The sequence below is a fragment of the Nonomuraea guangzhouensis genome (genome assembly GCF_019396345.1).
Classification (GTDB): Bacteria; Actinomycetota; Actinomycetes; order Streptosporangiales; family Streptosporangiaceae; genus Nonomuraea; species Nonomuraea guangzhouensis.
In genome coordinates, this window is the sequence record NZ_JAHKRM010000031.1 from 113233 (window position 1) to 133661 (window position 20429).

The window sequence follows — 20429 nt, forward strand, 5'->3', positions numbered from 1 at the left end:
TCTAGACCCCTAGACCTCTAGACCAGTGCCAGCAGGCCGTCGTGGAAGAGCGCGCGCTCGTGCTCGGTGAGCGCGCCGTACGGGGCGGCGGCCCGCTGGTTGGTCTCCCGCTCGATCCGGTCGCGCAGGGGCCCCGGCCCGAGCGCGACGATCTCGGCGGCGGTGAGACCGGCGGCCCGCCAGGCGGCGGCGTGCGCGTCGGCGCGGTGGTAGCGCAGCGCGGCGAGCCGGTTGAACAGCAGCACACCCGCGGGCGTCCCCACCGGCTCGTACGGCGGCGCCATCGCGGCGAAAGCACCACCGGGCTCGCCACCGGAATCGGTACTTGAAGCACCGGCCGCGTCCAGCACCCGTCCGGCCAGGTCGGCGAGCGTCTGGAGGTCACGGCCCGCCCAGATCCGCTCGGTGGTGGCGGCGTGCACGGCATAGAGCCCGTCGATGAACGCCAGCGCCTTGGCCGTCGGCCGCAGCGCACCATCGCCGTCCTCCTCCAGCGTGCCCCGCTCCAGGTGGTCCCGGATCTCGGCGTCGAGCTCGGCCGCGTCGCCGTACCGGTAGATGGTGGCGAGCGCGCGCCGGGTCAGCGGGCGAACAGGGAGCGTGAAGCGCAGATCGATCAGGAAGCCGGGCAGCAGCCCGGCCACCTCCTTGCGGGCCGAGGCGTGCACGTTCACGTGGACCGCGGCGATCACGGGACCGATGGTCTCCGCATACTCCGACAGGTCATGAAATTTCGGCATTGAGCGTCATTATGCCGGTGAAAAAGCGGCAGTGTTGATCAACTCATTCGGGCGACATGACCTCGTAGAGGTTGCCGACCGCGTCGGTGAAGAACAGCCCGCGCGGGCAGAGCGGGTGGTCGATCCGCCCGTTGCCGGGGGTCGCGGGGTGGTTCCCGTACGGCACGCCGCGCTCCTGGATGCGGGCCAGGATCGCGTCGAACGTGGCGGGATCGACGTCGAACGCCAAGTGATGCCCCACGGGATTCTCGACGACCATGTAGTCCAACGTGAGGCTCTCGCCGACCCGCACAGGGGCGAAGTGCCCGCGGGCCCCCGAAGGCGGCAGGCGCTCCAGCCCCATGATCTCGGCGAAGAAGTCCGCCTCCCTGTTGTTGTCGGCCGCCGGAACGATCGTGTGGTTGAGGGAAACAGTCATGCCGGCTCCTCCTTGACGGCTCCGTGCAGGAACACCTCGACGAGCTCGCTCGTGGACAGGACGGCCGGCCGGGCGAACAGCAGGCCCAGGAAGACCTTGCCGACCGTCTCGGCGGGCAGCCGCAGCGACGCCTCATCCGGTTCGAGCAGGTCGGCGATCGCGTCGCCGATCAGCTGCATGGACGCCTCGCGGCTGCCCGGCTGCGGCTGCGGGCGGACGCCCGGCTCGCCGCGCCGGTGACCGGTGGAGTGCAGGACGCCGGCCACGGTGCCCATGCGCGCCAGGTGGGCGGAGAGCGCGTCGGCGGCCTCGGCGAGCCGCTCGGCCAGCGGCTGGTCGAGCGGGATGGAGGCGATCTCCGTGACGGCGTGGTCGGGCCGCATCGCCTCGATCATGCAGGCGTCGAGCAGTTCGTCCTTGTCGGCGAACACCCGGAAGATGGTGGCCTCTCCGATGCCCGCCGCTCTGGCGATCTGGCTGGTGGTGACCGCGGTGCCGTACTCGGCCACCAGGGGGAGGGCGGCGGCGACGATCATCGCGCGGCGCTCCTCGGGGCTCATTCCCGGCGCCCTGCGCCGGACTTGTTTCTCACTCATGCGGATCACAGTACGGAGTGAGCACTCACTCCGTCAATATCAGAGTGAGTATTCACTCCGATGCTTGATCGCGGGGCGGCCGATGACCGTGGCATGATGACGGCCGCCCGGCTGACGATCACTTTCGGCTTCGACCCGGGGCTGTTCGCGGCGGCACCACCCTGGTGCTGCGCCGCATCCGCATGAAGCTGGAGACGTGGGACGCCGCCGACCGGGTGGCCAGGGAGTTCACCATCGGCCGCCGCCTCGACACGGGCGCCCCGCTGACCGGCCGGGCGGAACGCGACGAGCCGGACTACAGCCAGGTGAACCGGCTCGGCTTCCCGATCATCTCCGAGTACGCCCACATCAGGCGGGCCCACGTCACGGACCCGGGGCTGCGTATCCTGCGCCGTCCCTACAACTACGACGAGGGTCTCACCCCGGACGGCAAGTCGGACTCCGGGCTGCTGTTCGCCTCCTACCAGGCGGACATCGACCGCCAGTTCGTGCCCATCCAGCGGAACCTGGCCAAGGGCGACCTGCTGAACGAGTGGATCACGCCGATCGGCTCGGCCGTCTTCGCCATCCCGCCGGGCTGCACACCGGAGGGCTGGATCGGAGACACGCTGCTCAGCTGAACTCCCGGCCGGGCAGGCACGAAGGCGGGCGCCCGGAGGCGGGCCAGACATAGGCCAGGTCGTCGGGCTCGTCGCCGAACAGCGGCCGGTAGAAGCCGGGCGCCTTGCGCAGCAGGGCGGAGCGGTGACTGAGATGGAAGCCGGCGTCACCCAGCCACGGCGGCAGCTCACCGTCCGCCGCCAGGCGTGCCTGGCAGCGGACGTCTGTGCCGCCGCAGTGTTCGGCGAACTCCCTCGCCAGGGTGCCGGCACAGGTGTCGGCGCGGCCGATGGCGCACCACCGGCCGCACACGTCGAGCCCGTAACGCACCAGGGCCTCCTCGTAGCCCGCCCACATGCGCACGGCCGGGTGGTGCCGCCAGCCGTAGCCGGGGATCGTGAGGGCGCGCAGGATCTGCAGGGTCTCGACCCGCTGCTTACCCAGCCGCAGCGGGTCGAGGACCGCCGCCGTACGCGCGAAGTCCGGATAAGGCAGGAACGTCTGCACAGCGCCTCATGACCACCGGCTACCCAGGGCGGCTCGCGACCAACCTAGAGTGGACCCGTGCTTCCCGACCTGATCAAGCAGCTCACCGAGTCGGACCTGCCACGCCACCACTGGCGCGGCGACGACGAGCGTGGTGGCATCTGGCTGTTCGAGACCGTCGAGGGCGACGGCGAGCACTGGGCGGTCCGGCAGGTCGAGATCGGCCCGGACCGCACCGCCCACCGCTACTGGTGGCGCCACCTGCACGACGAGCACGGCTTTCTCACCGAGCAGGCGGTGGAGATCTGGGACATGACCGAGATCACCGGAGCGGCCTTCGAGGCCGTGTGGGAGGCTGCTGGGTCTACGACGTGACCTCGTAGACCCAGCAGTGCCCCGCTCGGAACCTCAAGGCGGCGAACCGGCCTAGTTCGGAGGTCAGAGCGGGATATCTGTCGTCGACGAACAGCCAGCGGACCCCATACGTGTCTCGCAGCCCACCGACCGTCTCGGTGGTGGGGCGGAGGAAGGCTGCGTCGTTGTCCGCCAGCCGTTTCGGGTCGCGGAACTCGAGGGTGCCCATGGTGGGCTGGCCTATCAGGGCTGCCCGGCTGTTCGCGCCATTGATGTATCCCCAGCCCTCGACGAGGATCCGGCGTTCCGCGTACGCGGAGATCCAGAAGTGCCGGTTGTCGCACCTGCCCGCCGACCTGCGGCAGTGCGCGTTGACCGCGACGAGATCGTCAGGAGAGGAGTGATCTCTCAGCCAGCGCGCCGCGGTCACCCCGCCCTCCGCGACATGCAGCCGCTCGGGATCTGTCACCGGCGCCGCCTCCGCGATGCTCCACAGGGGAGTCAACCGCGGCGCGTATCCCGAGTACAGGCAGCAGCCCAGCGCGAAGACCGGCACCGCGCACCAGGTCAGGCCACGCCGTCCGGTCAGGACGAGCACCAGCGCGACGGCGGCCGCCGCCCCCGCCAGCAGCGCGTACGGGATCACCCGCTCGATCACGACGTTCCCGCCATGCGGCCGCGCGATGGCGACCCACGACTCGATGGCCCAGATCGCGACGGCCCCTGCCGCCAATGCGGGCAGAGCCACCCGCCATGGCCGCTTCTCGGGCAGCGTGGCGGCGAGACCCGTGGTGGCGAGGATCGTCAGGTACGGCGCGGCCGACCCGAGAAAGTACCCCTGACTGAGCCCCGGATGCCCGAACACGCACACGGCGCCCACCCCCGCCATGCCGACGCCCACGAGCAACACCACGGCTGGATCCGTCCGCCATCGCCGCCGGCGCAGCAACCCCACGGCACCGCCCCATACCGCCGCCCAGCTCACCAGGTAGATCGCCACCACGATCAGCAGCAGAACCGGTCTCTGGAGAGGTAGCCCGGCATCCCGGCCGAGCCTGTCCTCATGCCACCGCATGAGGTGAAAGGGCGCGAAGCGCAGCCCTTTGTTCTCCCCCTGGAACACCACAATCTGGGCGAAGGCCACGTACGCCAGGCAGAGACCCGTCAGCACCGCCGCGGCCCTGTGCACCTTGCGGTGGACGATCAGGTGGACGGCGAGGACGAGCGTCACGCCCGCCAGGGCCAGCGGAAGGAATGTCGCCTTCCCCCCGACTTCCGCGAGCATCAGCACGGCCACCAGCACCCATCGCCCGTTCAGCCCACTGGGGCGACGCACCAGGTCGACCAGCAGCAGCGCCAGAGGGACGAACAGGACCGCGCCGAAAGTCTGCGTGGGGCTCACCCAGGGCAAGCCCACGCCGCCGACGCTCGGCACCAGCACGCCCGTCCAGGCGTAAGGGTCCGGCGCGGTCACGAAGAACGTGATCACCACGGCCGCGATGCCCGTCCACCACCGGCCGCTCAGCCGGTGGGCCAGCACGACGACGAGAACGGTGAAGACCGCGGCCATCGGCAGAGGCGACAGCCGGAACAGCAGCGTCTGGAGCTCCAGGCCGGTCGCCCAGCTGGTGGCCGCCAGATCGGCGTAGACGAACCAGTGGTCGTGCAGCGCCTCGCCGACCACGTTCGCGAACATCGCCGGGATGTGATGCTTGACGTCGCCCGCCATGGCCAGGTGGTAGGGGAGGTCGATGTACGGAGCACCGTTGCCCGGCCAGCTCAGCCCCTGGGTCCGGAAGAACGTGGCGGCGCTGTACAGGATCGCGTACCCGACCAGGCCCGCCATCCCCCACGACCACCCCACCGGCACCTCGCCTGGATTGCCGCGAGCCGGCCAGTGCCGTCGCAACGAAGGCATCGTGGCGAACAGCAGATAGGTCACCCCGGCCCAGGCGAGGAACGCCAGCGGCACGTCCAGCCAGCGCGCGGGGATGTAGGTCAGCACTTCCAGCGCGTAGCCCAGAGCCGTTCCCGCCGCCACGTCGGCGACCGGCGACCGCGGCGTACCGGAGAGGGCTCGCCACCAGAGCATCCCGGGCAGCGTCACGCCGAGGAGGATGTAGGCGCCGAACACCCCGATCTCGGGCAGAGGCACCGCATAGACGTTGAGGGTCACGACCGCCAGAAGGACGACGAACGCGACCGGTAGCCGGCCGGATCGGAGCAGCCGCCATCGGCGAGCGGGCACGGAAGGGACGACGGCCGGAGACCGGACCTCAAGCATGTGTCTCCTAGACGGAAGGTAGGTCGCTGAAGCCTTTCGGTCAGACCAGGGCCCGTACGCATCGTTTGCCGAAGCAGCGCCATATCCGGACCATCTGGGGGGCCGCCCTGTGACGCGCCCCGATGCTGATGGACCGGGCGCGTAACCGCGCTCACAATCGGGCTATGGCTGATGGTTACGTGGGTGCCAGGACGCCCCGCCGCGAGGATGCCCGGCTGCTGACCGGGCGCGCCCGGTACATCGCGAATGTCCGGCTGCCCGGGATGGCGTACGCCATCGTCGTCCGCAGCCCCATCGCCCACGGACGGCTGGTGAGCTGCGGCGCCAAGGAGGCGTGGACGGTCGACGGGGTGCTCGACGTCATCACACCGGGCGACGCGGCCGCGGTCCGGCTGCCCTGCGTGACCATGAGCCCCGGCCAGCCCATCACCTCCTATCCGGCGCTCGACGAGGCGATCCGCTACGTGGGCCAGCCGCTCGCCGTGGTGGTCGCGCGGACGCCCGAGGCCGCCAGGGACGCGGCCGACCTGATCGACCTCGACTACGAACCGCTGCCTCCGGTGATCGGGATCGAGCGGGCGCTGGCCGGTGACGCCCCGCTGCTCTATCCCGACTGGGGCGGCAATGTGCTGACCGACTTCACCCTCGGCGACCAGGACTGCGAGGCGGCCATCGCGGGGGCCGCGCACGTGGTCGAGATGACGTTCACCTTCGGCCGGGCCACACCGTACCCGCTGGAGCCGCGCGGGATCGTCGCCGACTACGCCGACGGCGAGCTGACCGTGCGTACCTCGACGCAGGCTCCGCACCACGTACGCGAGCAGGCCGCGGACGCGCTAGGGCTCACGCACGACCGGGTACGCGTCGTGACCGGCGACGCGGGCGGCGGTTTCGGCGGGAAGGAGCACCTGTATCCGGACGAGGCGCTCATCTGCCTCGCCGCCATGCGCCTGGGCCGCCCGGTGAGCTGGACGGAGTCGCCCACCGACCGCCTCGCCTCGACCCTGCCGTCGCGGGCCGCCGTGCACCACGCCCGCCTGGCGTTCGACGCGGACGGGCGCTTCGTCGCGCTGCACGCCGACGTCGTCGGCGACCTCGGCGGCCACCCGTCGAACGTCGGCATCTCACCGTTCGCGGTCACCGCCACGATGCTGCCCGGCCCCTACCGCTTCGACCGGGCCGGGGTACGGCTGCGCGCCGTGGTCACGACGACCACCCCGACCGGCTCCTACCGCGGCTTCGGCCAGCCCGAGGCCACCTGGACCAGGGAGCGGCTGATCGACGAGGCGGCCAGGCGGCTCGGCGCCGACCCGGTGGAGCTGCGGCTGCGCAACATGCTCGGACCCGGCGAGCTCCCCTGTACGTCGCGGCTCGGCCAGTCGTACGACTCCGGCGACTACCCCCTGGCCCTGCGTACCCTGCGCGACCTGGTCACTCCCCCGGCCCGCGACGACGGGCGCAGGCGCGGCGTGGGCTACTCCTGCCATGTGGAGGCCACCGGACTGGGGTCGTCGATGGGTATGAAGGCCATGGGCATGCTGGCCGGCGGCTTCGAGACCGCGATCGTCCGCATGGAGCAGGACGCCTCGGTCATCGTCTCGGCGGGCGTGTCGGGGGTCGGGCAGGGCATCGAGACGGCGCTGTCCCAGATCGCGGCGGACCGGGTGGGGGTGCCGATCGACCGGGTACGCGTGGTGCTGGGCGACACCTCGGCCACGCCGTACTCCTCGATCGGCTCGATCGCCAGCCGCTCGCTCACGGTGGGCGGTGGCGCGCTGGCCCTGGCCGGGGACCGGCTGCGGGAGAAGATCGTGGCCCTCGCCGCCCACCGGCTCGAAGCGGCACCGGCCGACCTGGAGATCGTGGACTCCGCCGTACGCGTCAAGGGGGATCCGCGGGTGTCGCTGACGCTGCGGGAGATCGCCACGTCGGCGTGGCGCGGATGGGACCTGCCCGAGGGGGCCGCACCCGGGCTGGAGGAGCGGGTCTCCTACGATCCGGCCGACATGACGTACGCCTACGGGGCGCACGCGGCGGCGGTCGCGGTCGACCCGGAGACCGGAGCGGTCGAGGTGGAGGGCTACTGGGCCGTCAACGACTCCGGTGTGCTGGTGAACCCGGCGATCGTGGAGGGCCAGGTCCGCGGCGGGATCGCGCAGGGCATCGGCATGGCGCTGACGGAGGAGATCGTCTACACCGAGGAGGGGCAGCCGGTCTCCGAGTACCTGCTGCCGACCACGCGTGAGGTCCCCGACATCCGGATCGCGATGCTGGAGGTGCCCTCGCCGCGTACGCCGGGCGGCATGAAGGGCGCCGGGGAATCGGGGACGATCGGCCCGCCGGCGGCCATCGGCAACGCCATCGCCGCCGCCCTGCCGGAGATCGCCGGCCGCATCACCCAGACGCCGTTGACCCCGGCGGTCCTATGGGCTCTACTCTCTGAATGACCTATGCCCGATATGTCGCCCTCGGTGACAGCCAGACCGAGGGGCTCGGCGACGGCGACGACGTCCGGGGCCACCGCGGCTGGGCCGACCGGCTCGCCGAGCACCTGGCTGCGGCGAACCCCGACGCCCTGTACGCCAATCTGGGCGTACGCGGGCGCCTGGCCGGGCAGATCCGCGACGAGCAGCTCGGCCCGGCGCTGAAGCTGCGGCCCGACCTGGCCACGGTGATGGCCGGGATGAACGACCTCATCAGGCCCGGCTTCGACGCCGGCGCGGTCGCCTCGGCGCTGGAGGAGATGTTCGAGCAGCTCACGGCGTCGGGCGCGTGCGTGGTGACCGTGACCTTCCCCGACATCGGCAAGATCGCTCCGCTGGCCCGGCGGCTGCTCCCCCGGGTGATCGACCTCAACGCCCGGATCCGGGCGGCCGGCGCCCGCCACGGTGTCATCGTCGTCGACACCTTTCCGCACTCCTTCACCACCGACCCCAGGATGTGGACCAGCGACCGGCTGCACGCCAGCCCGCTGGGTCACGCCAGGATCGCCGCCGCCATCGCCCACGCGATCGGGCTGCCTGGCAGCGACGACACCTGGTCGGTCCCGCTCGCGCCGGTGCCCCGGCGGGCGGGCTGGCGGGTGGCGGGCGCGGAGGTGCGCTGGGTCGCCACCTTCGCCGGCCCGTGGATCTACCGCCGCCTACGCGGCCGCTCCTCAGGAGACGGCCGCGTCGCCAAACGCCCCGACCTCGGCCCGATCGGTCTGCCACCGCAATAACCGGCCGCGTGGTCGATCGGCGCGGCCGGTCGGGGTCATGCGTGGACGAGCAGCTCTGATACGGCGGTGGCGGTTTCGGGGTGGCGGGCCAGGAGGGCGCCCGCTTCGCCGGGGGACGGGCCATCGGCGGGCTGTTGCCAGCCGCCGTCGCAGCCGAGCAGCGCGGCCATGGCGTCGGTCGCGGCCGGATGTCCGGACAGCAGGTCCGTTACCGGCCCCGCCGGCACGGGCACCGCCGCGACTGACGTCGCCGCCTTCGGTGACCAGGGCGGCGTCCACTGGTCGAGCGCGGACAGAGCGCCGGGGAACGTACGGCCCGCCTCCCGCACCAGTACGGGCACCATCTCGCCGGCCTGCTCGCGCAGAGTCGTGATCAGACCGGGCAGCCACGGCAGCAGGACGGAGTCGGGCAACCGGCCGAAAGCCTTCGACATCAGCTCGACCACGAACGACGCCAGCGCGGGCGCCGGCTCCATCGCCTGCGCGAACCCGCTCATGTACTCCGGAAACGCCGGAACGACCAGCGGGTTGTCCAGCAGCTCGTCACAGCGCGCCCGCAGCTCGGCCAGCGGCAGCGTGCCGAGCAGGTACTGGGCGGCCCACACCAGGGCCACCTTGGCCGGCTGCTCCGGGTGCGACTGCCGTACGGCGATCTCCAGCTGGGCCCGTTCGCAGCCCAGCGCCAGCGCCAGACTCTCCATGGTGAACAGGAAGCCGAGCATGGCCGACACCTGGCGAACCCCGGTGGCCTCGTCCACGAAGGCGGTCGGCAGCAGCGTGCAGTAATGCGCGAACCCCGCCGTGACGAACGCCTCGCACCAGGCCGGCAGCTCCGGCTCGGTCGAGCGGTAGTGGGCCAGCAGCCGCCTGATCCGGCGCAGCACCTCCGGCGCGTCGTCCACGGACCGCTCGGCGGCCAGCAGCTCCACGGCCCGCGCGCCGAGCTCGTCGGTGAACCGCCGGCTGCGCAGGTAGAGGATCGAGTCCTCGACGGCCGCGAGCGCGTCGGCCGCGGTCGTCTTGGGGTCGTGCACGCGGCGCCGCAGCCGCTGTTCGAGCACCTGCTCGACAGTGACGCCCTCGTAGCCCAGCTCGATGATCGAGCGCTGGTGCTTGCCGATCGTCAGGTCCCAGCTCTCCTGGATCGACCGCTCGCCCAGCCGCCGCGCGCCCATGATGGGCCGGACGGCGTCGTCGGGCAGCAGGTGATGCAGGATCCACAGCAGGTCGGAGCAGGGCACCAGATCCGGATCCGCCCTGAGGTCCATGAGCGCCCGCTGCACCGTGCGCTTGCTCAGGTCGAGTCCCAGCGGCTCCAGCCGGTCGAACACGTCCTGGGCCAGCGGCGGCATCGCGTGGTAGCCCACCTGGCCGATCCGGTCGCCGCCGAGCAGGATCTCGCACAGGCGGCGCACGTCCCGGCGCCCCGGCACGGTGTCCTTCTCGATGCAGGTGACCGCGGCGTCCTGGAAGTCGTACGGCGTGGGACGGCCCCGGTTGCGCAGCCCCGCGAGCAGGATGGCCGTCTCGAACACGGCGATGGCGTCGGCCGTGCTGGACTGGTAGCCGTTGCGCCGGGCCAGCCGGACGATGTCGACGGACCAGCCGAGCAGTTCGGCCTCGTCGAGGCCGTCCAGGACCGGCGGCTTGGCCAGGAAGCCGGACAACCGGTCGGTGACCGGTCCCGGCGCGGCCGGTGCCACCGGCTTCTTGCTCGCCTTCTTTTTTCCGGCCTTCTGGCCCGCGATCTGGAACGGCTTGACGTTGCCACGCTGCAACGCCTTCTCCCAGGTGGCCGCGGCGATCGAGATCGAGCCGGAGGCCAGGCCGAACTGGGCCTCGATGGCGGAGTTGCTCGACGGGATGAGCCCGTACAGCCAGCGCGTGGCCGTACGGGGGCTGATCTCGAAGGGCGCGTCCGACGCCAGCCCGAACTGTTCCACCCGGCTGGCCGCGTGGAACGCGCCGCAGACGTACAGGCACTCGGCCGGGTCGGCACCCGTCGCGGCGAGGTGCTCGCGCATCCGCGTCCACATGTGGCGCTCGCGGTCCTCGTCGCGGTCCGTCCGCTGGTCCCCCTCGGGGCGCAGGCGCCGGAACAGGCTGCCGATCAGGACCATGACCTGCCGGTACGACTCGTAGTCCGCGCCGGTCAGCGGCTGTTCGACGTACTGGTCCCACCACTCCGACCAGTGGCGGACCTTGCCGTGGTGCAGCAGGTGCTCTTCCAGCTCGGCGAAGCGGGGCCGCAGGTCGCCGATCTCGACGCCCACGGCGTCGCCGTGCAGGCCCGCGTCCTCTCCGCCCTGCTTGGCCTCGGCCGGTTCGCGGGGCAGCCACTGGAAGACGTGGTCCGACGAGCGGTCCACCAGCACCAGCTCGACGCCGGGCGTTTCCAGCGCGTACGAGATGGCCTGGTATTCGGCCGACGCCTCCGTGATGGGCGCCACCACGCTGAGCGGCTCCCAGCTCGCCGGGAAGCCGTCGACGTCCGTGGCGAACGCCTGCAACGCCACCGGCAGGCGGCAGTTGCGCAGCTCGTCGAGCAGCGGCCGCAGGTCCTCGCAGAGTTCCAGGTAGATGACCTTGGGCTGCTTCTCGCGCAGGCGCCGCACCATGGCCAGCGCCGAGGCCGGCGAGTGGTGGCACACCGGGAAGATCTCGAGCTCCTCGCTCAGTGCCCGGTCGACGTCGTCGACCAGGCCTGACAGGATCCCGGCCAGGGTGTCCGGCTCGCCGGCGAACGCGGCGGCGGCGTCCAGCAGCTGCTCGCGGAGTGCGCCGAACGGGCTCATGAGAGCGTCTTGATGGCCTGGCGGCCACCTTCGAGGAAGTCCGTCCACGGCCCGCCGTCTCTCTTGCTGCGGGGTTCGACGATGCCGTGCCAGTACTTGTTCAGGATGGCCAGGTCCTCCGGTTGGCGGCGGGCCAGCGAGCCCACCAGCGAGCCGCCGAGCGTCTCCGCCCGCAGCGTGCGGTCGCCGAAGAACTGGCTGTGCAGGATGGCGTCCTCGAGCACGCCGATCTGCTCGGCCGTGGACAGCGCCGATTCGAGCTTGTCGTCGTCGCTCTTGGCCGAGGCAGCCGCGGTCCGCAGGTCGGCGAAGCTCTGCAGCAGGATGTCGAGCAGCGTGGGCGGCAGCTCCAGCTCGATGCGGTGCCGGCGCAACAGCTCCGTGGTGCGGAAGCGGACGATCTCCGCCTCGCTGGTCTTGCTGGTCACCACCGGGATGCGGACGAAGTTGAAGCGCCGCTTCAGCGCCGACGACAGGTCGTTGACGCCTCGGTCCCGGCTGTTGGCCGTGGCGATGATCGAGAACCCGGGCTGGGCGAAGACGATGTTGTCGTCGTCGAGCTCGGGGATGGAGACGTACTTCTCGGACAGGATGGAGATCAGGGCGTCCTGGACGTCACTGGTCGACCTGGTCAGCTCCTCGAAGCGGCCGATCACGCCCCGCTCCATCGCCGTCATGATGGGCGAGGGGATCATCGACTGGCGCGACTGCCCCTTGGCGATCACCATGGAGACGTTCCACGAGTATTTGATGTGGTCTTCCGTGGTGCCGGCCGTGCCCTGGACGACCAGGGTGGAGTTGCGGCTGATCGCGGCCGAGAGCAGCTCGGCGAGCCAGCTCTTGCCGGTGCCCGGGTCGCCGATCAGCAGCAGGCCGCGGTCGGAGGCCAGCGTCACGATGCTGCGCTCGACGAAGCTGCGGTCACCGAACCACTTCTGCGGGATCTCCCGGTCGAGCCCGTCCGAACGCTCGGAGCCGAGCACGAACAGGCGGACCATCCGGGGGCTGAGCCGCCACGAGAACGGCTTGGGGCCGTCGTCCACGGACTCCAGCCAGTCGAGCTCCTCGGCGTACTTGACCTCGGCGGGGGCACGCAGCATCTCGTCGGTCATTCGCGGGTCTCCTAGGTGAGGAAGTTCTTGAGCTCGAGCACGAGCTTGCGGATGTGGCCAGAGATCACGGGGGTGCCCAGGTCCTTCAGCTTCTCGCGGAACCACTGGTCCACGCTGGCGTACCCCGAGCTGTTCACGGAGCCGACCGGGATGAACTTCACCCCTGAGCGGTGCAGCGACGTGAAGTCGTCGATCAGCGACCGGTTGTCGTAGAAGTCGGAGATCCAGACCATCACGGTGTTGCGCGGGTCGACGATCTTCGGCCGGGCCAGGGCCATCGCGACGGTGCCGTCCGTGCCGCCGCCGAGCGTCGTGCGCAGCAGCACCTCGAACGGGTCCTTCACCCACGGCGTCAGGTCGAGCGCGCGGGTGTCGTACGCGATCAGGTGCACGTCCACCTTGGGCAGCCCGGCGAAGATCGACGCCAGGATGGTGCAGTTGACCATCGCGTCGACCATCGAGCCGGACTGGTCCACCACCACGATCAGCCGGGCCGGGGTGGTCCGCCTGGCCGTGTGCCGGTAGAAGAGGCGGTCGACGTACAGCCGCTCGTCCTCCGGGCTCCAGTTGGTGAGGTTCTTCCAGATCGTCCGTTCGACGTCGAGGTTGCGGAACACCCGCTTCGGCGGCACCGACCGGTCGATCTTGCCGACGCTGGTCTTCTCCACCTGTGTACGCAGCACCTCGGCGACCTCGTCGACGAACCGGCGGATCAACGCCTTGGCGTTGGCCAGCGCGACTCCGGAGAGGTTGTCCTTGTCGCGCAGGAGCTGCTCGATGAGCGACATGCTGGGGTTGAGCTGGGCGGCCAGGGAGGAGTTGGACAGCACCTCGCGCAGCCGCATGCGGCGGACCAGGTCGCCTTCCACGTCGGCCAGGACCTTGTTCAGCTCGGCGTCGTCGATGCCGCGACCGCCACCGCCGGTGCCGAGCCCGCGGCCGGATCCCCCCTGCCCGTCGCCTTGTTCTCCCTCGCCCTGGCCGCCGCGGCGTCCGAGTGCTTGCTTGAACCACCCGGCGTCCTTCTGCCAGGCGGCGAGCTGGGTGGCCGAGACGTCGCCCGTCCCGGTGGCGAAGACGCTGAGCAGGAGCTTGGAGATCAGGGCGGCCCTGCGCACCTGCTGGCCGGAGTCCTCGTTGTCCGGGTCGAGCAGGCTCTCGAACTCGGGTCCCAGGTCGGGAAAGCGCTGGACCAGGTTGTCCACCGACACCGATGGGTCCAGCAGGGCCGTCGGCAGGCCGAGGTCGTCGACGACGGCCACGCTGGCCGACTCCAGGGCGGGCTGCTCCTCGGTGTTGAACACCCGGGCCAGCAGGCGCCAGTACAGCACCTGGCGCCTGTTCTCGTGATCGGTCATTTCCGGAGCAACCGTCCCGCCCGCTCGCGCAGTACGGCGACCGCGTCGCCGTTCCTGGCCTCAGCCTTGGCGATCTTGGGATCCGTGGGGCCCTGCGCCCAGTCGCCGGTGTGCGCGGTGACAGGCAGCTTCTTGACCGTCCCCTGGACCGCGAGCGGCTGCAGCAGCCACTGGCCGGCGTCCCAGCGCACCAGCCCGATGCACGACTCGGAGCCGCGCACGATCTCGGGGGTGAGCGGGCCGCACGACGGCAGCCGGTCGGTGTCCACCGTGATCTTCATGCCGTCGAGGTCGAGCACCATCTCACCGCGCTTGGGCACGGTGTAGCCCTCGATGAGCACCGGCTCCGCGACGCGCACCGGGTGGCGCTCCAGCGGTGGCACCGCGGGGGCGAGCGCGCTCCCCAGCTGGACTCTCGCCGTGGTGAACGGGTCCGCGGGCTCCCCCGCCGTGGCCCGGTCGTCGTGCCACACCAGGTCGCCGCTGCCGAGCAGCGGCATGTCCTTGATGTCCAGGCTGCGGCGCTTCGCCAGTGCGTTGAGCAGCACCGGGACCCCCGTCAACAGCCGCCACACGGCCGTGCCGACGATCGTGTCCACCTTGGTGGCGGCGACGCTCGTACGTACCAGGCGGCACTGACCGCCGTCCGCGGGCTCCAGGATCGCGTGGACCTGAGCCTGCACGGCGGTGGCGTGCTCGTGCACGTCCACACCGAGCACCAGCAGCCGCCCGGAGACCGGCTCGCCGGCGCCCGCCGGCAGGCCACCCGCCTGTGTGAGGACCAGCGCCCGCGCCCACATGTCGGCCCAACGCCGTGCGGGCACGGCCACCATCGTCGCGACCGGGCACGACGCGCGCAGCTCCGCCGCCAAGCCGTCGAGCAGCACGGCCAGCCGGCGCAGCCGCGGCTCCTCCAGCAGCGCCTCCATCGTCTGGTCGACGGCGGAGACGAGGTCGTGGTCGACGCCCCGCCAGCCGGTGATCGCCAGTTCGTTGAGCCAGGAACGGCACCCACTGAGCAGGTTGTCGCTCTGCGCCGTCGAGTGCGGCTCTTCCCACCCGGCCCGCGTACGTCCCAGGGCGGCGTCGAGCCGTTCGAGCAGAGCGTCGTGGACGGCGCCGAGCAGCGCGGTGCGACCGGCGGCCAGGGCCGTGACATGCTCTTCCGCGACCGAGCCCGCGGCGACCTTCCCGGCCGCCTCCCCCACCCGGTCACCGAGCGGCGTGGCCGCCACCGCGCCGGCCAGGGCGGTCAGCGCCGAGGCGCGATCCTCGCCCAGCCGGGCGAAGCCGTTCGTCAGGGCCTCGTCGAAGCCCGTCACCAGGTCCAGCGCCTCGTCGACGCCCGCCGGGGGCTCGTCGATCAATCCCGCCAACTGCACGCTCAGCATCAGCTCACCGCCCCTGTCGCGGGGAACCAGTGCAGCTCGGCGATGGGCTCGGTGGTCACGGGCAGCTCCAGGTAGGACAGGTGGCGCAGGAACCGGCTGAACACCGCGGCTCCCTGCGTGCGCTCGACACCACCCTGCAGGCAGTCCGCCAGCCGGTCGCCCTCGGCGAGCTCCACCCGCAGGTAGCCGGCGACCCGTTCGACGCCGTACTGCAGCACGGCTTCATCGACCAGGGACCGCAAGTGCTTGCACAAAGAGCCGTACAAGCCGCCGCACGGCCGGTTGTTGTTGGTGCTGCAGTTGAAGGTATGGGTGCCGGCGGTGATCGACGAGACGTACACCCGCCCGATGTCGGAGCCGCTCGACACGACTCCCTGCAGCCGCCCGTCGGCCATCTCGACGAAGGGGACCTTCGCCAGCTTGCGCGGGCGAACGGGGGAAACCACCCGTGCCACGCTGCGTTGCTCCCACGCGGTTCGGTCCGCGGTCACGCCTCTTCGACCTCCAGTCCAGCGGCTCGCGGACGCCAGCCGGTGCGGCGGCACCTGTGCGAACGGCCGATCAGTGATCGCGTAATTTACCCCATTAGCGGCAAACTCCGAGGGCGTTTCGATCTACCGCAGAGCGGTACTTAGATCAGCTCGAACTCGGCCATCATCGCCATGTCCTCGTGCTCAAGGTTGTGGCAGTGCATCAGGTAGCGCCCTCGGTAGCCCGCGAAACGGACCAGGACGTCCACCACCTCGTACGGGCGCACGTCCACGGTGTCCTTCCAGCCCGCGTCGGTCGGCGCGGGTGGCCTGCCGTTGCGCGAGAGCACCTGGAAGGCGGCCAGGTGGACATGCACCGGATGATGGAAGTCGCTGGTGAGCCGCCAGACCTCGGTCGTGCCCAGGCGCGGCCTCGCCAGCGGGTGACCGGGCCGGAACGGCTGTCCGTTGATCGTCCAGGAGTCCGCTCCGCCCTGACCCGTGCGGCGAAAGTCGAAGGCGCGCGTGGCGACGGCCGCCGCGACCGGTTCCACGGAGGACAGTCGTCTCGGGATCGCGCTGTCGTCGGCCGCCCGGCGCCGTACGCGGAACCGCATCACGTCGCCCGCGCCACCCACGCCCAGGGCGTTGACCATGGTCACCTCAGTGCCGATGGGGTAGGCGGAGAAGTCCACGATCACGTCGAAGCGCTCGCCCGGAGCGACCGTGATCGCGTCGTGGACCACGGGAGCGGCCAGCAGCCCTTGATCGCTGCCGACCTGGACGAACCGGCCACCGGGCGTCAACCGCAGCCGGTAGCGGCGGGCGTTGGAGGCGTTGAGCAGTCGCAGCCGATATCTGGCCGCGTCGACGTCGAGGAAGGGCCAGGGGGCGCCGTTGACCAGGATGACATCGCCTTCGACTCCTTCCATGAAGTCCTCCTCCACCCCGGGACGCACCAGCAGACTCGGGTCCAGCGCCGGATAACGGAATGAGCCGTCCTCCTCGAAGGCTCTGTCGCAGATCATCACCGGGAGATCCCGTCCCCCCTTCGGCAGCGGCAGCGCGTCGTCCTCGTCGTCACGGACCAGCACGAAACCGGCCAGGCCACGCCATACCTGCGGTGCGGTGAAGTCCATCCGGTGGTCGTGATACCAGAGCGTGGCCGCCCGCTGCTCCAGCGGATAGACGTAGTCCTTGGCCCCTTGGTGAAGGGTCCACTGCGACAGGTCATGGTGATCACTGTGCGCGGGATGGAACGCCCGCCCTTCCGCCACCACCAGGTCGGTGGGGTAGCCGTCGGAGTCCGGCGGGTTGACCCCTCCGTGCAGGTGCGTCGATGTGGGCACGGGCAGCTCGTTGCGGACCCGGATGACGGTACGGCCACCGCGCCGCAGCTCAAAGGTCGGGCCGGGAAATATCCCGTCATATCCCCATATCTCGGTCGTCGTGCCTGGGATGATCTCCACCTTGGCCGCCCGCTGGACGACTTCATAGTGCCCCGGCCGTACCGGAACAGCCGTCTTCGGGATCGGCAGCGGCACGGCGAACCGCGTGGGCAGCGGCCTCGCGCTCGTCAGGCCCTCACCGGCGATCTCCGCCATGCCCGTGCCGCACCCGGCGACCGCGAGCCCGGCGCCACCCAGCAGCCCGAGGAAGCCACGGCGGGAGATCATCGCGTCACCCGCCACACCAGGACGGTCAGTAAGGACGTCGCGCCGAAGACGGCCATGCCGAGCGGGAAGTGCACCGCCAGAACGCGGTCCTGCCCCATCGCGACCTGGATCGTCTCGGCGGCCACGAGCGCGGCGGCGGCCCAGGAGGGCCAGGCCGGCCCACGACCCGGCCGCCACAGGAGGATCGAGGCCACCAACTGGAGGTAGAGCACGACGTGGGTGAACCCGGCGTTGTCGCGGTGCCAGCCGAGCATGTCCACATCGCCGGTGACGAACAACCCGGCCAGGATCGCCTGCCCGAGCACCCCGAGCAGGTGCAGCACGGCGGTCGACCGCAGCGACCAGACGATCCAGGCGGGTGCACGACCACGACCGGCTCCGGCCGGACCAGGTGAAACGCTCATGGCCGCCATGCTGACGGGCCACGACCGGAGAATCGTCAGACCGGGGTCTGGGCTTCGTCGTACATCCCGGGATGTACGACACGCCGAAAACAGGGCGCGAGTCCGACCGGGGTCGCACGCCCGAACTCATCCCCTGGCAGGTCGGCGCGGCCCGATCCCGTGGCCTAACGTTTCAGGCGTGACCCCCAGGAGGACCGACGCGCTGTTCGCCACAGCCATGCTGTGTCTGGGCGTCGTCGGCACCTACGCGCGATTGTCCAGCTCGGGCCTGGCAGAGCGAGACCTGGACCCGTTCGGCCTCACGCTGATCATGGTGTCGTCGCTGGCACTCGTCTGGCGACGCACCGCCCCCGTCCTGGTCGGGATGGTCGCGGTCGGGTGTGGCATCGCCTATTACGCCGCGCTTTATCCGGGAGTCTTCGCCGCCGCACCCTCCCTGGTCGCGATCTACACGGCCGCCACGCTCGGCCGGCGGCGCCTGGCGATCGTGCTGGCGACGGCGTTGGCGGTGGGTGTCGGCGTCTTCGTCGCGCTGGCCGCCGACGATCCCGACCCCGGTGGCCTCAGCCTGCTCAGCGGCTGGCTGGTGGCGATGGTGGTGCTGGGCGAGGTGATGAAGAACCGCCGCGCCCACCTGAGCGAGGTCGAGCAACGGGCGATCGCGGCCGAACGCACCAAGGAGGAGGCGGCCCTGCGCAGGGCCGGCGAGGAACGGTTGTGGATCGCCCAAGAGCTGCACGACACGCTCACCCACACCATCTCCGTCATCAACGTCCAGACCTCGGTCGCCTTGCAGGCGCTGGAACGCGACCCGACGCTGACCCGCCGCGCACTGGTCGCGGTCAAAGAGTCAGGACACGAGGCCATGCACGAGTTACGCGCCACGCTGGGTGTGCTGCGCCAGGCCGACCTCGACGGCCCCGAGGTGGGGCTGGCCAGGCTGCCCCGGCTGGTGGACCGGGCCGAAGCGGCCGGGCTCCCGGTGAAGACGGCCGTCATCGGCACGCGCGGGGAGCTGTCCCCCGAGGTCGACAGGGCCGCCTACCGCATCGCGCAGGAGGCCTTCACCAACGTGCTGCGGCACGCCGGGGCCGCTTCGATCACGCTGACGATCGAATACGGGCCTGAGACGATCGTGCTCAGCGTCGAGGACAACGGGGAAACGGATGCGAGCACGGCCAAGCACGGCATGGGGCTGATCGGCATGCGCGAGCGCGCGGTCGCCCTCGGCGGCTCCCTCACCGCCGGGCCGGGCGCGCGGGGCGGTTTCGCCGTACGAGCCGAGCTCCCGACGGGGATGCTGCCGTGATCCGCGTGCTCCTGGCCGACGACCAGCCGCTGATCCGCGCCGGCTTCAAGGCACTGCTGGAGATGACCGACGACATCACCGTCGTCGGCGAGGCCGGCAACGGCGGCGAGGCCGTCGAGCTGTGCCGCGCGCTGCTGCCGGATGTGGCGTTGCTGGACGTCCGCATGCCGCTGCTCGACGGCATCCAGGCCACCAGAAGGATCGGCGCCGACGCCGAGCTCGACCCGGTGCGCGTGGTGATCCTGACCAACTACGCCCTCGACGAGTACGTCTTCGCCGCGTTGCGTGCGGGGGCCAGCGGCTTCCTGGTCAAGGACATCGAACCGGCCGACCTCCTGCAGTCGGTGCGCGTGGTGGCCAAGGGCGATGCGCTGCTCTCCCCCTCGGTCACCAGACGGCTGATCGAGGAGTACGTCTCCACCCCACCCAGACCGGTGCCGCGACCTGGCCTGGACCGGCTGACCGACCGGGAGCGCGAGGTCTTGTCCCTGGTCGCGACCGGGATGTCCAATGAGGAGATCGCCGCCCACCTGACGATCAGCCACGCCACGGCCAAGACCCACGTGAGCAGGACGATGACCAAACTGGGCGCTCGTGACCGCGCGCAGCTGGTCGTCCACGCCTACGAGTCCGGTCTGGTCACCCCAGGAGGCGAATCATGCTCTTCATGGTGATCGAGCGGTTCCGCGACAACGACATGGTCCCGATCTACCGGGAGGTCCGTGACAGGGGCCGGCTGATGCCCGAGGGGCTGACCTACCTCAACAGCTGGGTCGAGCCCGACTTCAGCCGCTGCTTCCAGCTCATGGAATGCGATGACCTGCGCCTCCTCCAGCGATGGATCCTGGAGTGGCGCGGCTCCGGCACGACCTTCGAGATCGTCCCCGTGGTCACCAGCGAGGACACCCGCGACGTCGTGGCGCCTTATCTCGACGAGCCCTGAGCCTGCCCGAACGTGATCACGATATACCGGCCGTTGGCGTAGCTGACCACCGGCCGCTGGAGCATGTCCCCCACCCGGCGAGCGACGTTCTGGAACAGCTCCACCATCTCCGGGGTGTCGGCGCTCACCCTGAACCGCCCTTCGCTGACGAGCTTGTCGGCGACGAGGGGCGTGAAGTTCGCCTCTCCCCGGGCCTTCTCCTCCGCGCTGAGCGGGGTGCGCTGGGGTACGGGGGGCTGGGTCATCGCGGAGTCTCCTCATGATCGCTGTCCT

General features: G+C 70.8%; 19 protein-coding genes and 1 pseudogene. 7 read left to right on the forward strand and 13 right to left on the reverse strand.

The annotated features are described in order from the left end of the window. Nucleotides 1-17: 17 nt before the first annotated feature. Genes KME78_RS48080 through KME78_RS48090 form a run of 3 tightly spaced genes read right to left on the reverse strand, consistent with a single transcriptional unit; the run spans nt 18 to nt 1754 of the window. A complete protein-coding gene (locus tag KME78_RS48080) occupies nt 18-740 on the reverse strand; it encodes a hypothetical protein (RefSeq protein ID WP_219536691.1) in 723 nt (240 codons plus the stop codon). Nucleotides 741-783: 43 nt separating this feature from the next. Beyond that, nucleotides 784-1158, reverse strand: a complete 375-nt coding sequence (locus KME78_RS48085; protein WP_219536692.1) for a VOC family protein — start codon at nt 1156-1158, stop codon at nt 784-786. Beyond that, nucleotides 1155-1754 (reverse strand): TetR/AcrR family transcriptional regulator, encoded by a 600-nt coding sequence (locus tag KME78_RS48090; protein ID WP_246653470.1) that lies wholly within the window; start codon nt 1752-1754, stop codon nt 1155-1157. Before KME78_RS48090 ends, KME78_RS48085 begins: the two co-directional genes overlap by 4 nt. Nucleotides 1755-1888: 134 nt before the next feature. Between KME78_RS48090 and KME78_RS48095 the strand changes: the two are divergent. Next, nucleotides 1889-2374: pseudogene (locus KME78_RS48095) on the forward strand (Dyp-type peroxidase); the annotation flags it as partial. Here KME78_RS48095 and KME78_RS48100 read toward each other — a convergent pair. Then, on the reverse strand, nt 2367-2861 hold the full coding sequence (locus KME78_RS48100) for an MSMEG_6728 family protein (RefSeq protein ID WP_219536693.1): 495 nt from the start codon (nt 2859-2861) through the stop codon (nt 2367-2369). The pseudogene KME78_RS48095 and the gene KME78_RS48100 overlap by 8 nt on opposite strands. A 57-nt stretch (nt 2862-2918) precedes the next feature. On the opposite strand from KME78_RS48100, the gene KME78_RS48105 reads away from it, so the two are divergent. Continuing rightward, nucleotides 2919-3215 carry a hypothetical protein gene (locus KME78_RS48105; RefSeq protein WP_219536694.1) on the forward strand — a complete coding sequence of 99 codons (297 nt, stop codon included), beginning with the start codon at nt 2919-2921 and terminating at the stop codon, nt 3213-3215. On the opposite strand, the gene KME78_RS48110 is transcribed toward KME78_RS48105, so the two are convergent. Then, complete coding sequence (locus KME78_RS48110; protein ID WP_219536695.1) at nt 3205-5478, reverse strand: hypothetical protein; 2274 nt, start codon at nt 5476-5478, stop codon at nt 3205-3207. The genes KME78_RS48105 and KME78_RS48110 overlap by 11 nt on opposite strands. Before the next feature lie 164 nt (nt 5479-5642). Between KME78_RS48110 and KME78_RS48115 the strand changes: the two genes are divergently transcribed. Together KME78_RS48115 and KME78_RS48120 are read left to right on the forward strand one after the other, a co-directional pair. Beyond that, nucleotides 5643-7925: a xanthine dehydrogenase family protein molybdopterin-binding subunit gene (locus tag KME78_RS48115; RefSeq protein WP_219536696.1), complete on the forward strand. Its 2283-nt coding sequence runs from the start codon at nt 5643-5645 to the stop codon at nt 7923-7925. Continuing rightward, nucleotides 7922-8698, forward strand: coding sequence for an SGNH/GDSL hydrolase family protein (locus tag KME78_RS48120; RefSeq protein WP_219536697.1), 777 nt, complete (start codon nt 7922-7924; stop codon nt 8696-8698). The genes KME78_RS48115 and KME78_RS48120 overlap by 4 nt, the downstream gene beginning before the upstream one ends. Nucleotides 8699-8733: 35 nt before the next feature. Here the strand turns inward: KME78_RS48120 and KME78_RS48125 are convergent, their stop codons facing one another. The 7 genes from KME78_RS48125 to KME78_RS48155 all read right to left on the reverse strand — a co-directional run bounded on the left by KME78_RS48125 (nt 8734) and on the right by KME78_RS48155 (nt 17904). Next, the gene (locus tag KME78_RS48125) at nt 8734-11493 is read right to left on the reverse strand and encodes a DUF5682 family protein (protein ID WP_219536698.1); all 2760 of its coding nucleotides are present in this window, start codon (nt 11491-11493) and stop codon (nt 8734-8736) included. Continuing rightward, the gene (locus tag KME78_RS48130; RefSeq protein ID WP_219536699.1) at nt 11490-12605 is read right to left on the reverse strand and encodes an ATP-binding protein; all 1116 of its coding nucleotides are present in this window, start codon (nt 12603-12605) and stop codon (nt 11490-11492) included. The genes KME78_RS48125 and KME78_RS48130 overlap by 4 nt, the downstream gene beginning before the upstream one ends. An 11-nt stretch (nt 12606-12616) precedes the next feature. Further along, the gene (locus tag KME78_RS48135; RefSeq protein ID WP_219536700.1) at nt 12617-13963 is read right to left on the reverse strand and encodes a VWA domain-containing protein; all 1347 of its coding nucleotides are present in this window, start codon (nt 13961-13963) and stop codon (nt 12617-12619) included. Continuing rightward, nucleotides 13960-15354 carry a hypothetical protein gene (locus KME78_RS48140; RefSeq protein WP_219536701.1) on the reverse strand — a complete coding sequence of 465 codons (1395 nt, stop codon included), beginning with the start codon at nt 15352-15354 and terminating at the stop codon, nt 13960-13962. The genes KME78_RS48135 and KME78_RS48140 overlap by 4 nt, the downstream gene beginning before the upstream one ends. Next, nucleotides 15354-15800 carry a hypothetical protein gene (locus KME78_RS48145; RefSeq protein WP_219536702.1) on the reverse strand — a complete coding sequence of 149 codons (447 nt, stop codon included), beginning with the start codon at nt 15798-15800 and terminating at the stop codon, nt 15354-15356. The genes KME78_RS48140 and KME78_RS48145 overlap by 1 nt, the downstream gene beginning before the upstream one ends. A 185-nt stretch (nt 15801-15985) precedes the next feature. After that, nucleotides 15986-17500, reverse strand: coding sequence for a multicopper oxidase family protein (locus KME78_RS48150; protein ID WP_219536703.1), 1515 nt, complete (start codon nt 17498-17500; stop codon nt 15986-15988). Beyond that, nucleotides 17497-17904 (reverse strand): hypothetical protein, encoded by a 408-nt coding sequence (locus KME78_RS48155; RefSeq protein ID WP_246653471.1) that lies wholly within the window; start codon nt 17902-17904, stop codon nt 17497-17499. The genes KME78_RS48150 and KME78_RS48155 overlap by 4 nt, the downstream gene beginning before the upstream one ends. A gap of 178 nt (nt 17905-18082) precedes the next feature. Here KME78_RS48155 and KME78_RS67615 point away from each other — a divergent pair, with 178 nt between their 5' ends. From KME78_RS67615 to KME78_RS48170, 3 genes are read left to right on the forward strand one after another with little or no spacing between them, the layout of a single operon-like run. After that, a complete protein-coding gene (locus KME78_RS67615; RefSeq protein WP_219536705.1) occupies nt 18083-19213 on the forward strand; it encodes a sensor histidine kinase in 1131 nt (376 codons plus the stop codon). Continuing rightward, complete coding sequence (locus KME78_RS48165; RefSeq protein ID WP_219536706.1) at nt 19210-19887, forward strand: response regulator; 678 nt, start codon at nt 19210-19212, stop codon at nt 19885-19887. The genes KME78_RS67615 and KME78_RS48165 overlap by 4 nt, the downstream gene beginning before the upstream one ends. Further along, a complete protein-coding gene (locus KME78_RS48170) occupies nt 19872-20156 on the forward strand; it encodes a DUF3303 domain-containing protein (RefSeq protein WP_219536707.1) in 285 nt (94 codons plus the stop codon). The genes KME78_RS48165 and KME78_RS48170 overlap by 16 nt, the downstream gene beginning before the upstream one ends. On the opposite strand, the gene KME78_RS48175 is transcribed toward KME78_RS48170, so the two are convergent. Beyond that, nucleotides 20138-20401, reverse strand: a complete 264-nt coding sequence (locus KME78_RS48175) for a hypothetical protein (RefSeq protein ID WP_219536708.1) — start codon at nt 20399-20401, stop codon at nt 20138-20140. The two genes, KME78_RS48170 and KME78_RS48175, sit on opposite strands and share 19 nt — an antisense overlap. Between the last annotated feature and the right edge of the window lie 28 nt (nt 20402-20429).